The sequence below is a fragment of the Pseudofulvibacter geojedonensis genome (assembly GCF_042675745.1).
Taxonomy (GTDB): Bacteria; Bacteroidota; Bacteroidia; order Flavobacteriales; family Flavobacteriaceae; genus Pseudofulvibacter; species Pseudofulvibacter geojedonensis.
In genome coordinates this window covers 34845-49830 of sequence record NZ_JBHTJM010000005.1, presented here as the reverse complement: position 1 = coordinate 49830, position 14986 = coordinate 34845, and the positions used below count along the sequence as shown (strand labels likewise).

Annotated in this window: 13 protein-coding genes; 9 read left to right on the top strand and 4 right to left on the bottom strand. The window is 28.9% G+C overall.

The window, feature by feature from the left end; translation table 11 throughout:
• The first annotated feature begins 104 nt into the window (after window positions 1–104).
• Entirely contained in the window at window positions 105–611 is a 507-nt protein-coding gene (locus ACFQ1O_RS03950; RefSeq protein ID WP_377713571.1) for an acyl-CoA thioesterase, read from the top strand.
• Between the two features lies 1 nt (window position 612).
• Here ACFQ1O_RS03950 and ACFQ1O_RS03945 read toward each other — a convergent pair whose 3' ends face one another.
• Genes ACFQ1O_RS03945 through ACFQ1O_RS03930 form a run of 4 tightly spaced genes read right to left on the bottom strand, consistent with a single transcriptional unit; the run spans window position 613 to window position 4409 of the window.
• Window positions 613–1350 carry a Bax inhibitor-1/YccA family protein gene (locus tag ACFQ1O_RS03945; RefSeq protein WP_377713569.1) on the bottom strand — a complete coding sequence of 246 codons (738 nt, stop codon included), beginning with the start codon at window positions 1348–1350 and terminating at the stop codon, window positions 613–615.
• 13 nt (window positions 1351–1363) lie between these two features.
• Window positions 1364–2242 (bottom strand): hypothetical protein, encoded by an 879-nt coding sequence (locus tag ACFQ1O_RS03940; RefSeq protein ID WP_377713567.1) that lies wholly within the window; start codon window positions 2240–2242, stop codon window positions 1364–1366.
• A 59-nt stretch (window positions 2243–2301) separates the two neighbouring features.
• The gene (locus ACFQ1O_RS03935; RefSeq protein ID WP_377713565.1) at window positions 2302–3423 is read right to left on the bottom strand and encodes a glycosyltransferase; all 1122 of its coding nucleotides are present in this window, start codon (window positions 3421–3423) and stop codon (window positions 2302–2304) included.
• Window positions 3420–4409 (bottom strand): hypothetical protein, encoded by a 990-nt coding sequence (locus ACFQ1O_RS03930; RefSeq protein WP_377713563.1) that lies wholly within the window; start codon window positions 4407–4409, stop codon window positions 3420–3422. The genes ACFQ1O_RS03935 and ACFQ1O_RS03930 overlap by 4 nt, the downstream gene beginning before the upstream one ends.
• 77 nt (window positions 4410–4486) lie before the next feature.
• On the opposite strand from ACFQ1O_RS03930, the gene ACFQ1O_RS03925 reads away from it, so the two are divergent.
• The 8 genes from ACFQ1O_RS03925 (at window position 4487) to ACFQ1O_RS03890 (ending at window position 14933) form a co-directional block, all read left to right on the top strand.
• Window positions 4487–5128, top strand: coding sequence for an outer membrane beta-barrel protein (locus tag ACFQ1O_RS03925; RefSeq protein WP_377713561.1), 642 nt, complete (start codon window positions 4487–4489; stop codon window positions 5126–5128).
• 1 nt (window position 5129) lies between these two features.
• Window positions 5130–5684 (top strand): crossover junction endodeoxyribonuclease RuvC, encoded by a 555-nt coding sequence (gene ruvC / locus ACFQ1O_RS03920; RefSeq protein ID WP_377713559.1) that lies wholly within the window; start codon window positions 5130–5132, stop codon window positions 5682–5684.
• 1 nt (window position 5685) lies between these two features.
• Window positions 5686–6216, top strand: coding sequence for a YfiT family bacillithiol transferase (locus tag ACFQ1O_RS03915; RefSeq protein ID WP_377713557.1), 531 nt, complete (start codon window positions 5686–5688; stop codon window positions 6214–6216).
• Between the two features lie 11 nt (window positions 6217–6227).
• Window positions 6228–7364, top strand: a complete 1137-nt coding sequence (gene hemW, locus ACFQ1O_RS03910; protein WP_377713947.1) for a radical SAM family heme chaperone HemW — start codon at window positions 6228–6230, stop codon at window positions 7362–7364.
• Window positions 7365–7441: 77 nt separating this feature from the next.
• Window positions 7442–8629, top strand: coding sequence for a sensor histidine kinase (locus ACFQ1O_RS03905; RefSeq protein ID WP_377713555.1), 1188 nt, complete (start codon window positions 7442–7444; stop codon window positions 8627–8629).
• A 184-nt stretch (window positions 8630–8813) separates the two neighbouring features.
• Window positions 8814–9551, top strand: coding sequence for a T9SS type A sorting domain-containing protein (locus tag ACFQ1O_RS03900; RefSeq protein WP_377713553.1), 738 nt, complete (start codon window positions 8814–8816; stop codon window positions 9549–9551).
• Window positions 9552–9874: 323 nt separating this feature from the next.
• The gene (locus tag ACFQ1O_RS03895) at window positions 9875–11800 is read left to right on the top strand and encodes a tetratricopeptide repeat-containing sensor histidine kinase (protein WP_377713551.1); all 1926 of its coding nucleotides are present in this window, start codon (window positions 9875–9877) and stop codon (window positions 11798–11800) included.
• Window positions 11801–11813: 13 nt separating this feature from the next.
• Window positions 11814–14933: a ligand-binding sensor domain-containing protein gene (locus tag ACFQ1O_RS03890; protein WP_377713549.1), complete on the top strand. Its 3120-nt coding sequence runs from the start codon at window positions 11814–11816 to the stop codon at window positions 14931–14933.
• Window positions 14934–14986 lie beyond the last annotated feature (53 nt).

Here is a 14986-nt window from a genome sequence, read left to right as displayed (position 1 = left end):
TATAGAATATTAAAAAATCAATATTGTAGTTATTGGTTATTTCACAATAAAAAAGGTCTAAGTTTTTCTTAGACCTTTTATCTTTGCATAAAAAAGCAAAAGAGATGAAAAAACATCCTATAGATTCTTTAACAACTGTTACAGATCTAGTATTACCAGGAGAAACTAATCCATTAAACAATTTATTTGGAGGCGAGTTATTGGCTCGTATGGATAGAGCTGCCAGTATTGCTGCTAGAAGACATTGTAGGCGTATTGTAGTTACTGCTTCAGTAAATCATGTAGCTTTTAACAAAGCGGTGCCTACAGGAAGTGTAGTTACCATAGAAGCCAAAGTATCTAGAGCATTTACAAGTTCTATGGAGGTATATATAGATGTTTGGATTGAAGATAGAGAATCTGGTATGCGTACCAAAGCTAATGAGGGTATTTATACTTTTGTAGCGGTAGATACTACAGGAAGCCCTGTGCCTGTTCCGGCTTTAGAACCACAAACAGAGTTAGAAAAACAACGATTTGATGCAGCTTTGCGTAGAAAGCAAATGAGTTTAGTATTGGCGGGTAGAATGAAGCCTAATGATGCAAAAGAGTTAAAAGCATTATTTGATTAGATTACCATTTTACGGCTAGTCTACGCATTAATCGTAATACTTCAATATATAACCATATTAAGGTTACTAAAAGACCCCATGTAGCAATCCATTCACTGCTTTTTGGGGCTTTGTTTTTTTGTCGGTCTATATAGTCTATATCTATTAATAATGAAAAAGAGGCAGTTAGTGCGGCAAAAATGTTAAAGGCTAAAGCAAACCAATTATCACCCCAAATAAGGCTAACATTAACTCCAAAAAAGCTAAGAATCCAGGTGATAATATAAACCGTGAAAATAGTTATAGTAGAAGCAATAATCATGCTTCTTAATCTTTTTGTCAAAACAATGATTCGAGTTTTGTAAAGAACAATCATTACAAAAAAAGTAATGAAAGTAATTCCAACAGCTTGAAAAGGAAAATAAGGATATTGTTTATGAATGTATACACTAAACCCTCCTAAAAATAATCCCTTGGCTAAAGCATATAAGGGTACTAAAAAAGCAGCCCATTGCCTTTTAACAGATATTACTAAACTAATAACAATTGCAGTAATCATTCCACCAGTTGTATACCACTTTATAGTATACCCTTCATAAAATAATTTCCAAACAAAAGCAGTACTTGCGGTTACGAGTAGTAAACAAAATAAAGACTTTAAGAAAATACCCCCTAGAGACATTTTCTTATTGGTTGAGATTTTGTTATTCCAAAAATGAGAAGTAAAAGCTGGATTAGATGACTTGTAGTTGAGTAGCATTTACTTCTTAATTCTATAGATTAAATTTATAACCTAAGCGCAAATCTAACGGGAAATTCCCTTGATTTTCGATATTGATTAGTGCGACTAATTCGTTCATTGAAAGTGTTAAATAACCATTCCCTAGTTTAATATCAGTCCCTACACCTAAAATAATAGGAGCGTCTAAAGTAGAACCAGATTCCGTAGAAGTTGTAGTAGTAGATCCATCTTCGCTAACAGTCGTAATTTCTGTTCTAGAAAATGTATATGTAGCTAAGGTAGCTTGAGGGTATATAGAAAAAGTTTCTTTGTTGATAACTCTAAACCTGTAAGCAAGAGAAAATTGACTTGAACTGTATTTAAAATCATTATTACTTAAACTTTGTTTAAAGCCTAAAGCTAAAGAATGTCTTGTAGCCTTAGCATCATATAGTTCTAACTCTGCCCCAAAAATTGGAGTAATGATATTATCTGGGTTGGTTACAAACGGATTATTAGAAATACCTGCAAAACCACCTAATCTTGCTTGAGCCTTAGGTCTGTTAGCTTGCATTTTATAATCTAAATCTGTTTTTTTATTATACTCGTCTATAAAAGTCTTTAGACTAGGCAATGTTAATTTTACACTAGAAATATCCATAGCGGCATCAGCAGTAATTATACCTAAAATTTCTTTATACTCTTCTTGGTATTTCCCATCACTATCTTTGGTGTTTGTGAGTTCTGTTACAGAATCATTTTTTTTAATGAAATAACGGTATTCACCATCTATAATAGCATAAAATAAAGAGGTTTTACCTGTAACTTCTTCGGTTAATTCATAGGTTTTGCCATCAATTGTATGAGAAATTTGAGCTGAAGCAGATAAAGAAAAAAGAGTAAATACTAATAAGAATAGAAACTTATTCATAGTTGAGTAAAATTTTTGATAAAGGTACTTCTTTTTTTTCTTTTGAAAAATAAGAAAACTCAAGCTTTAAAAATACGTTCTTTCCAGGTATAACTTTTAAAAAAACTTAAGGTAGCAATATATATTGTGAAAATAGGGTGAATAACTAAAGTGAAAACATATGATGGAATATAAATATTTTGCTCATATAGTCTAGCTGTTTTAAAAATAAGAATACTGTCTATTATCCATTTTAAAATTATAAATATAGATAGTATAGGCATAAACCAACTTAAGTAGTAAAATAGAATCATCACTAAATTAGTCAGAAAAACAAGCAGGCCAATAATTTTGGTATAAGAGCTGTTGTAATGTTTGGTTTTAGCTGCCCATCGTATGCGTTGATTAATAATAGCTTTCCAGCTCATTAAAGGTTTAGTTGTTACCAAAGCATTTTTATTTTTAATGAAATGAACTTTTTCCTTGTTGAAATTCAGAAAACTCTCTAATAAAAACACATCATCGCCACTAGCAATGTTCGAGTGGCTTTTAAAACCATTAATTTTTGTAAAAATATTCTTTTTATAAGCCAAATTAGCTCCATTCGCCATAAAAGGTTTTTGTATGCCAAACCCCCCAATTGTAGCTCCTTGCATGCTCAAAAAATCGATTGCTTGAAATTGTTGTAGAAAATTGTTTGTGCTTGCAATTTTTACAGGGCCAGCAACCATATTAGGACTATATTTTTGAATGTAATTATTTAAACACAAAAGCCAGGTCTTAGGTAAAAAACAATCAGCATCAGTGGTAAGAATCCAATCATGTTTTGCTAAGTTGATAGCAGTTTGAATAGCATCTTTTTTAGGAGACTTGGTTAAACGTTCATTATTAATGATAATACTATTTTTAATAGAAAAACTTTGGATGATTTCTACAGATCTATCTGAAGAATTATCGTTAACAAAAATAATTTCATAATTTTTATCGGGGTATTTTATTTCTTTTATAGAACTAAGTAATTCAGGAAGGTTGTCTTCCTCATTTCTAAACGGAATAATAATAGAAAAAGAGGAGTAAATTAAGGTTTTATCGTTATGTTTAGATAGTTTGTTAAATCCTTTAGTGAATTGTATAATTAGAGAACAATAAAGTAATACCGTCAGGCATAAAATAGATAGTATGATGCTTAAAACAAATATCATGTTGCAGGGTCTGAAAAATTCATCTTAAAATTTAAAACAAAATAACTCCCAAATACAGAAGGTAGCGCAAAGTTTAATAACCACATGAGAGTGGTAATTACAACAATTGTCAATTCATTTGCGTTTATAAAACTAAATAACCAAACAGCAATACTACCTTTTATAACCGCATCAAAAATAAAAATAGTTGGTAAAGCCGAGCTAATAATATACATGCTGGTAATTAATGCCATTGCTGTTATATAAGAAGCTTCAATACGAAACAGTATCAATAAAAAGTAAAATTGATGAGCAAAAACAAGGTACCTAAATAAAGCCAATAATATGCTAAAGACTATTGTTTTTTGATGTAACTTTTTGGTGAAGTTTTTCAATCTTTGAAAAGAATACCCTTTAATAGATATTTTTTTATGAGGTTGGAAACTAAATAATAAATAGATAATTGTAATGCTAATAATAACAAATGCTGCAATTTTATCGTAATCTACTTCTTGTTGAAATTGATAAACAAAATAAGCTAAACCAATACTACCTAACATAATAGTTATTAATAATTGCGATAAGTTGCCAATTAAAGTTAAACCCAATACTTTTTTTCTGAATGGTTTTTTAAAATAAATAGCTTTAGCACCATATTCTCCAATTCTGTTTGGTGTCATGATAGAAGCAGTTAAGGCTCCCAAGGATTGTTCTATAGCTTCAGTAAATGATATAGGTGTAAAATTACTTACTAAAACTTTCCATTTAAAACACTCTAAGCCCCAATTAATAACAGAAAGCAGTATTAAAAGAACCATATTTTTAATGGTTATAATGTTATGTTCATGTAGGCTGTTTAATAAAAAATTGAAATCTAATGTTTCATTATGAGTGAGTTTATTATAAACAAAATAACTAGCTCCTAAAACAATGGACAGTTTTATAAGCACAAATAATATGCGTTTATATGTAACAACAGAAAATGGAGCTTTGTTATTTACGCTCATTATTTTTGTAAGTTTGTGAAACTAGCTAAGCAAGAACACAATGTTCTATAAAAGTGCAAATTAAAAAATTAAATAGAATGAATAAATTTAACATCACTCTAATACTGCTTTTATTTGTGAGTATGGTATCTGCTCAAACCCTAACTTTAGATTTAGGAGTGGGTATAAACAGCCCTTCTGACGATTTTTCTACAGGATATAAGGCTAAAGGAATTAATGGTTTAACTGTAGACGCAGGTGTTCGTTATATGTTTATGAAAAAATTAGGAGTTAAGGTCGATTTAGGGTTTAATAGGTATGGTGCAGATGATAGCTCGATAGATTTTAAAGCTAATTTAACTAGAGTGAACGCTCAGTTGTACTATAATTTATGGGATAATTTGTATGATATCCAAATAAGATTGCCAGAAAGGTTGGCAATATTTGTGCATGCAGGCCCAGGAATGTCTTTTATGAAACCTTTATCTGAACCATTTAATAATGATAAGAGTAGTAATTTTAACGTATTAGGTGGTTTAGCAGTTCATTATGGAATAACTGATCGAATAGCTGTTTTTGCAGATGCTTCAAACTTTTTCAATCTAGGTCAAAAACAACATTATGAAGGAGCAGAACTGACAGATAAAATAAATGCATCTATGTTTAACTTAACTTTTGGAGTAACCATCTCTATCAATTCAGATTGTTATTATTGTCAAGAGCCAGAAATGGGGTTGTAAATTGAGTCAAGAAAAAATTATATTGGGGATAGACCCTGGGACAACTATTATGGGTTTTGGACTCATAAAAGTAATTGATAAGAAAATGGAGTTTTTGCAATTAAATGAATTGCTGTTGCAAAAATATTCAGACCCTTATGTTAAGCTGAGGCTTATTTTTGAACGAACAATTGAGTTAATAGACACGTATCATCCTGATGAAATTGCTTTAGAAGCCCCTTTTTTTGGTAAAAATGTTCAATCAATGTTAAAACTAGGGAGAGCTCAAGGTGTTGCTATGGCTGCAGGTTTATCTAGAGATATTCCAGTAACCGAATATGCTCCTAAAAAAATAAAAATGGCCATAACTGGTAATGGTAATGCAAGTAAAGAGCAAGTAGCTAGAATGCTTCAATCCTTATTAAATATAAAAACACTACCTAAAAATTTAGACTCTACAGACGGATTAGCAGCAGCTGTTTGCCATCATTTTAATGGAGGGAAGCAAGTTGGAGGGAAAAGCTACGGTAGTTGGGCCAGTTTTGTAAGTCAGAACGCAGATAGAGTGAAGAAATAGTATGGATTTAGAACAACTCAAATACCCAATTGGCAAACCCAACTTACCTGAAGAAATTTCGAGTAATCATATTAATTTATGGATTCAAACGATAGAAGAATTTCCAACAAAAATCGAAAGTGAGATAGAAGGTTTGTCTAATAAAGAGTTTGGATATAGATATAGACCAAATGGTTGGAATATAAAACAGGTAATCAATCATTGTATTGATAGCCATATAAATAGTTTTGTGCGATTTAAACTAGCTTTAACAGAAGATAATCCAACAATTAAGCCTTATAGAGAAGATCTATGGGCAGAATTGCCAGATACCGTAGATTATAATGTTGACGAATCTTTAAGTTTATTAAAAAGTATTCACAGGCGTTGGGCATATTTATTAAATAGTTTATCAGAATCTGATTTGTGTAAAACATTCATACATCCAGATGGTAATGAAAAAATCTCTTTGAAAGAGAATTTATGTATTTACGCGTGGCATTGTAAACATCATTTAGCACATATAAGAAATGCCAAAAAGGAGCAATATTAAAATCTAAAGTTATCTCAGGAATTTATATACACATACCATTTTGTAAACAAGCCTGTCATTACTGTGACTTTCATTTTTCTACATCTTTAAAGAAAAGAGATGAAATGATTGCCGCATTGATAAAAGAATTGATTTTACGAAAACCTGAAGTTAAGGATCTTGTTGAGACTATATATTTTGGAGGAGGAACACCATCCTTATTATCGGCAATAGAAATTACACAGATTTTAGATGTAATTTATTCGAACTATCAGGTTATTAGCAAACCAGAAATAACTTTAGAAGCCAATCCAGACGATCTTTCTGAAGAAAAAATTAAAGCAATATCTACTACAAAAGTCAATAGGCTAAGTATTGGTGTTCAATCTTTTTTTGAAGAAGATTTAGCAATGATGAATAGGGCTCATAATGCAGAAGAAGCCAATGAATGCTTGCGTGTAGCAAGCCAATATTTTAACAATATTACCGTAGATTTAATTTACGGCATACCTAATATGTCACTTAAAAACTGGGAAAATAATATTGATAAAGCATTGAGTTTTGGAATTAATCATATTTCTAGTTATGCGCTTACAGTAGAACCTAAAACAGCTTTAGAAAAATTAATTGAAAAAGGAAAGCTACAGGCACCAAAAGACAAAGTGTCTAATGAACATTTTCAGCTATTGGTTCAAAAACTAGAAGACAATGGTTTTATTCATTACGAATTATCAAATTTTGGTAAACCAAATTTCTTTTCTAAGCATAATACTTCGTATTGGACAGGAAAAAATTACATAGGTATTGGTCCTTCTGCTCATTCATTTAATGGTAAAGAGCGAAGTTGGAATGTGGCTAATAATAGTAAGTATATAAATGCAATTCAGCAAAATAAGCTTCCTGAAGAAAAAGAGATCTTGTCTGTAAACGATTGTTTTAATGAGTATGTAATGACAGGTTTAAGAACTATTTTCGGTATCTCATTAATAAAAGTTGAACAAGAATTTGGATCTAATTTTAAAAAGCATTTACTAGCAAAAGCAGCAAAATTTATAAATGAAGGGCTTTTATATATAAATAACCAAAATGTCTTACTAACAACAGGTAAAGGTAAGTTTTTATGTGATGGCATTGCTTCTGACTTGTTTGTGGTTGATAAACTACAATAAGCTTCCTCTTAACAGATTTTTTTCATTTCAAAAGATTTTATCCTTACATTTAGAATTGTTTATCTAATCTTTTTTAATTGAATCTTTTTTCAGAGAAATACCGAGTAGCCAATCGTTTTATATCGGTAGCTATATTAGCCAGCGCATTAGGCATTATGGTACATATTTTATTAGTAATATTTTTTTTTGCTGTTAAGATTAATGAAATGGGGTTCTACAATGTTGTTAGTACATTCTTTTTTATAATTATGTATTGCATGTTAAAGAAGAGAAAAAATCCGCAATTAGTTTACTTTTTAATTAGTGTAGAAGTAATATTACATTCTTTTTTAGCAACTCATTATATTGGATACGATTGTAATTTTGGCTATTTCATTTTAGTACTATTACCCGTTTTTTTATTAAATATTAAATGGAAAAAATGGCAAGTATACACCTATTTATTAATTGCTTCAGTTGCTTTTTATATGCTGTATTATTTGTTTAAAGATAAAACACCAATTTATTTATTAAATTCTGAATTAATAAAAACGGTTAGCTTGGCAATTAAGATGATAACGCTATTTATTATTCTAGCAGGTATTTATTATTTCAGTTTAATTGTAAATGAAAATGATAAAGAATTACGTAGGGTTAATAAAGTTTTAGTGAAGAGAAATGAAGAAAAAACAATGATGATGAATGAAACGCATCATCGAGTAAAAAATAATCTTCAAATGGTTAATACTTTATTACGCTTGCAAGCATCTAAGATAAATGATAAACATATTGTTTCTATGTTTAAAGAAACGAGAAGTAGAGTAATGACTATAGCTGCATTACATGAGAAAATGTATCAAATAGATAGTATACAATCTATAAATGCTAAAGAATATATTACTAGGCTTACTAACGATATTGTTGAAAATTTTACCGTTGATAAAAAGATAGAAACTGATATTGAAATAGAAGAAATAGAAATTCCAACTCAAATTATGATTCCTTTAAGTTTAGTTATAAACGAAATTATAACCAACTCTCTAAAATATGCTTTTAACGAGAAAAAAGAAGGTACTATTAGTGTTAGGCTAGTTTCTGATGATAATAACAATAGGTGCGAATTACTTATTGGAGATAATGGTTCTGGTTTTTCGTATGCTAATCAAAAAGAAGGTATGGGAACTAAATTAATTAGTGTTTTTATTGAACAGTTAAAAGGATCTATTAGCAAAGAAGTAAGTTCTGGTACAACTTTTAAAATATTATTTAGTAGAGGTTTGGTATAGGCTTCTGTTTGCCTACAAAGTTTAAATGATAAAGATTAATAATACTTATCTTATTTATATCAATCAATTTTCATAAAGTCATATATATTTCTCTCCAAAATACTACACATATTTATTTCTTATAAGTGTAAATATTTGATTTTAAGTAAGTTATTTCTTATATTTATGTAAAATTTTTATTATTATGGGGAAAATAACTACTTTTTTAATTTGCATATCTTACCTATTAAGTTATGCACAAGACGGGAATACCATTTCTACAGCTTTGGTAATAGACGGATCTGATTTATCTGTAAATCTAATGAATAATGCAGGCTTAACAGCTTCAAATTTAACACCTATTTGTACCACAGATGCAGATATATTTTATAAACATATTGTATCGAGTGGAGATAATTATGTAACTATAGGTATGTCTAGTGCTAGTATATCAATTGGTGCTAAAATTGATTTTCAAATATTACGTGCACCACTAGGTGATATAAATAATTTAGAAGAGGTTACATGTGCAGATTATAATATACCACTAATTTTAGGAGGAAGCTTTGAGCAAGTAATAGATAATATAAATGCTAATGACGAGTTTTATTTACGTGTATTTAAGCCAAGTCAATCAAGTATGAATCTTTTATCGGGAACTAGAATTACAATGACAAGTGAGTTCAATTCAACCTTATCTAACCAAGATAATAATTTGAGAAAGTTAGAGATAGTTGTTAAAGACAATAGTATTAATTTAATAAACAACTCAAAATACAATAACTATAAAATATTCAATTTATTAGGTGCTTTAGTTAAAGAAAATAATATAAATGAGGCTATAAAGGATATCAATATTTCTGGGTATAATAATGGGATGTATGTTTTAATTTTAAGTTACAATAATGAAATCATGCGTTATAAATTTATTAAAAGAGAATAATTAAAGGAATTTTTTAAGCTTATAGAGGGCTTAATTATAAGTTTTTATCATGTAAGAGCAGTCATAATAAAATGACTGCTCTTAGCTTATATAGTCAATTATTTTTTTCTTTTGTTATATTGAGTTGTATCCATTACAGTTTAGGTTGTTTAATTTCTAGTTTAGAGTTTATCAATGCTTAAATAAATAATTCAAGACTATATAAGTTAACTTTTGATGAGAGCTAAATTAGTATGAGTTTAATTATTAATTAACTCTAATTTCTTGTTAATCAGAATATTTTGTAAATTTAAGAATACCCAAATATTCACTTAATGTTTATTATGACTAGAAAAATTAATGCTTTTCTGAAGTTTTTTTTATTACTGTTTTTTTTTCCTTTAATAGTAATGGCTCAGAATTATGCCGATAAGTCATTTTATCTTGTAGATAGTTTAAACTACAACTCAATTATAGAAAGTGAAAAAAAACTGTTAGACTCATCGCTCATTAAGTATCATAGTGCCAAAAGTAATTTAAAGAAACTAGAAGCCATAGACTCAATTGTTGAGAATTCATGGGATAAAAATATATGGCCAAAATACAATGAGTGGATGTTACAGTTTATAAAAAATCATATTACAGAACTTCCTAATGATTTTAGTAGAAAGAATTTCACTGAACAAGAAATACAATTTTTTAAATATTACGCAAAAGGTATTAATAATAGAGGATATTTTTTCACAGAAACTGGTGACATAAAAAGAGCTTTAAAATATTATTACGAGAGTTTATCTATTAGAGAACAATTAAATGATAGTCTTGGCCTTTCAGAATCATACAATAATTTAGGAGCCATTTATGCCACACAGAAAAACTACGAAAAAGCACTAACTTATATTAACAAAGCATTAAAACTATTAAGAGGATTAGAAGACGAAAATGCTATAGCTACAACTCTTGCTAACAGAGGAATTACTTTAGAACGATTAGGAAAAAAAGCAGAAGGATTAATTAGTCTAGAAGAGGGGTTAGCATTAACTAGAAAATTAGGCAATAATGCAGGTTTGATAGTTATACTAAATAGTTTAGGCGCTTTTCATTTAGAAAATAAAGATTTTAAGAAAAGCCTTGAATATTTTAATGAGAGTTCTCAATTAGCAGAAAAAACAGGCTTTAGATCGGGTTATATATATTCCTTAATTAAGTTGTCTGAAATACATTTTTTAGAAGGTGAATTTTTAAAAGCAAAAGATGAAGCAATTAAGGCTCATCAAATAGCATTGAATTTAAATGCTCCAGAAAATTTGATTATTACTTCTAGTATGTTATCTAAAATTTACCAAAAAGAAGGCAACTGGAAAGATGCTTTTGCTATGAATGTAAAACATTATGAAATGCGTGATAGCATTCAAAATTCAGAAATAGAGCAAAATATTATAGAACAAAAAGCAGCCTACGACCTAAATAAAAAACAAAAAGAGATTGAATTATTATCGGTTAAAAACGAAATGCAGGAGTTAAAATTAGCTAAAAATAAAAATTCGATAATCTTTATATCTATTGCTTTATTATTGGCTATAATAGCAGCATTAACATCATTTAGAAGCTATAAAAAGAAGCAGTATATAAATAAGTTGCTTCAGCGACAAAAAAATGAAATAAGCAGGCAAAATGATGCAAAAAAAATGATGTTACAAGAAATTCACCATAGAGTAAAAAATAATTTACAAGTAGTAAATAGTTTGTTGCGAATGCAATCGAGTAAAATGGAAGATGAAAATGTAGTTCATATGTTTAGAGAAACTCAAAATCGAGTGAGGTCTATGGCTAAATTACATGAAAAAATGTACCAATCTGGCGATTTAGAAAATTTAAATACAAAAGAACATATTACACTACTTATAGAAGAGATTGTTAAGAATTACACTATAGGGACTAAAATTAAATTAGACGTATTTATAGATGAGTTAAAAATCGATGCACAAACCATGATGCCCTTAAGTTTAATTATAAACGAAATGATAACCAATTCTTTAAAATATGCTTTTGAAAATAGAAAGAAAGGAACGATAATAGTTAAATTGAATCAGAAAGATCAACTAAATGAATTACAGGTTGGAGACGACGGCATTGGGTTTTTAGCCAATAAGGTAAAAAAAGGATTGGGATCTAAATTAATAGAATCATTTACCAAACAAATTAATGGTAACCTTGAAAAAACAATTAACAAAGGAACTTTATATAGAATTACATTTCCTAGAATTTAAAAACGAATAGAAATTGAAAAGGGCAAATTGTTTATATGCGACTAAACATTATGTATTGTTATTATTATTGTTATTAGTAACTAATAGCTTTGCTCAATACAACAACATTAATTTTAAAAATCTTTCTTCTAAAGACGGGCTTTCACAAAACACCATATATAAAATATTTCAAGACTCAAGAGGTTTCTTTTGGTTTGGAACAGAAGACGGATTGAATAAATACGATGGTTATAAATTTAAATTATTTAACGACAGTCATAATATTGACACTAATATTTTTGATAAAGAAATTAGGTTTATTGATGAGGATTCTAATGGAGAAATTTGGTTTGGAGCAAATAAAGTATTGAATAAGTTCAATAGAAATACCAATTCTATTCAGGAGTACCATTTAAACGCAAAAACTAACGCACTAGAAGGAGATTATATAAATGTTTTTCTGATTGATAATCAAGATAGAATTTGGGTAGGAACTAATAAAGGTGTTTTTTTATCAGAAGGTAATGGGTTTAAAGAAGTAAAGGCAAAGTCTAAAAGTTTGCCAAACTTAAAATTGATAACTCAAGATAAAAATGGTACTATTTGGTTGGTTTATGACGATGGAATTTATCAGTATTTAAACAATGATTTAGAATTGACTTTTTCTATAAATCTAGATGCTAATATAGGTTTTTCTTTTGGTGCAATTTTAGAAGGTAACGATCGCTTATGGCTAGGTTCTAATTTAGGCGTTTATGTTTTTAATATCAAAGAAAAAGAGCTTACAAAAGTAGTGTCTAAAAAAAATGAAGAATTTAATACCGTTCCAATAAGTGCATTTTGCAAAGATAAAAAAGGTTCTACTTGGGTAGGAACTATGGGGAGTGGATTATTTAAAATAGATTACCAAAGTAAGCATGATTATACAATAACTCAATACGCTAAAAGATCAATTGATGCCCCAAGACTAAGTTCTAATCATATTCATGACATATATATTGATAAATCGAATGTTTTATGGGTAGGAACAGTATTAGGAGGAGTAAATAAAGGAACATTAGATGTTAATTTTGATCATTTTAAAACAGATTTTAAAGAGTTAAATATAGTAGAACCAGACCCTGTTTTTAGTTTATGCGAAGATCAATATAATAATCTATGGATAGGAACTTATGGAAATGGTTTGTATAAACTTGATAAAGAAACAAGAACCTATGCTTATTACCCAGGCACCAAAAAGGATAAATCTGGGTTTACAGGAAGACAAGTCTATAACATTACCGAAGATTTAAAGGGAAATATGTGGTTTTCAACTAGTAATGGGGGAATATTAAAATATAAAAGAGAAACTAATACTTTTGATGTTTTTGAGCATGAAAATCTCAAACAAGAAAAGTTAATTAATTCTGTAGTCTTTAAAGAATCTAATGGAAATATATGGATAGGCACTTGGACACAAGGAGTATATTTTTACAATACGTCTACTAAGGAATTAAAACACTTTAAAGATACATTAGCTAAGCCTACAGATATAGTAACAGGTTGGGTAAATTATATTTTTGAAGACCTAGATAAAAACCATTTATGGATTAGCTATGAAAACGGATTGCATGTAATTGATTTAAGATCTGATATCGTTTACAAATTGGATAATACAGTTAACGCCAACAACGGATTAAAAAGCAATTATATATACAGTATTTACAAAGATTCCGATAGTTCCTTTTGGTTAGGAACAGAAAGCGGCTTGGTTCAGGTTTTAGATTACCAATTAAAGAATAATCACAAATTAGAATTAAAGACAAGAACATATACCAAAAAAGATGGTTTGCTAAACGAAGTTGCTTATGGAATGCTAGAAGATGATTATAATAACTTATGGGTTAGTACTAATAACGGACTTGTTAAATTTAATAGGCAAACCAAAGAAATTAAAACATATTTAGATAGTGACGGTTTACAAGCTAACGAATTTAATATGGGGGCTTTTTATAAAAATAAATCTGGAGAGTTTTTATTTGGTGGTATTAACGGAATAACAGCTTTTTATCCTAATAAAATACAAAATAACAAAGTTGAACCTAAGGTAGCTATTACAGAATTTAGAGTGTTAAATGAAGTTGTTGTTCCTTCAGTAGATGGAAGGATTAATAAAGATATAAATGAAGTAGAAGAGTTAGAGATAAATTTTAAAGACAATGTTTTTTCTTTTGAACTAGCTGCACTTGAATATACAAATCCTGAGAACAATCAATATGCCTATAAATTAGAAGGGTTTGAAGATAAATGGAATTATATAAAAACAAGAAGAGACATCACATTTACAAATCTTGATCCAGGAAAGTACCAGTTAAAAGTAAAGGCAAGTAATAATGATGGAGTATGGAGTAAAGAGAAGGTTATTAAAATACAAATACCTCCTCCTTTTTGGAAAACAATATGGTTTTATCTTTTAATGGCATTAATAGCATTAACGCTAATATTTTTTTTAGTTAAAATCCGAATTAATCAAGTTAATTTAAAGGCAGAAAAGCATTTGTTATACTTAAAAAATGAAAAAAATAATGCCATGCTTAAAGAAATTCATCATAGAGTTAAAAACAACCTTCAGGTTGTTAATAGTCTATTAAGCTTACAATCTAGAGAAGTAAAAGATGAACGAGTTGTAAGTATGTTTAAAGATGCTAGAAAAAGAGTGCTTTCTATGGCAATGTTACATGAACGAATGTATGGTTCGGCAGATTTAGAGCATGTAGATATACACGATCATTTTGAAACACTAGTAGAAAATTTAATCAAGAGTTATGCAGTAGATAAAGATATTAAATTAGAAATAAGTATCAAAGATGTTCAAATGGGTATCAGTACATTAACTCCATTAGGTCTATTGTTAATTGAGATTGTAAGTAATTCGTTAAAACACGCTTTTGCAGATAGAAAAGAGGGTACAATATATGTGTCACTAAAACTGAATGATTGTAATAAATACGAGTTGGTTATTGGAGATGATGGCAAGGGTTATGACAAAGAAATAGAAACCTCAACTTTAGGTACAAAACTTATTTATATATTTACTAAACAACTAAATGGAGAAATAGAACAATTAAATAAACCAGGAGTTGTTTATAGATTAATTTTTGATAAAATAGACTAAATGAGGTTTACCCCGCAGTATATTACTTTTTTTATTATTTCAATCTTTTTTTG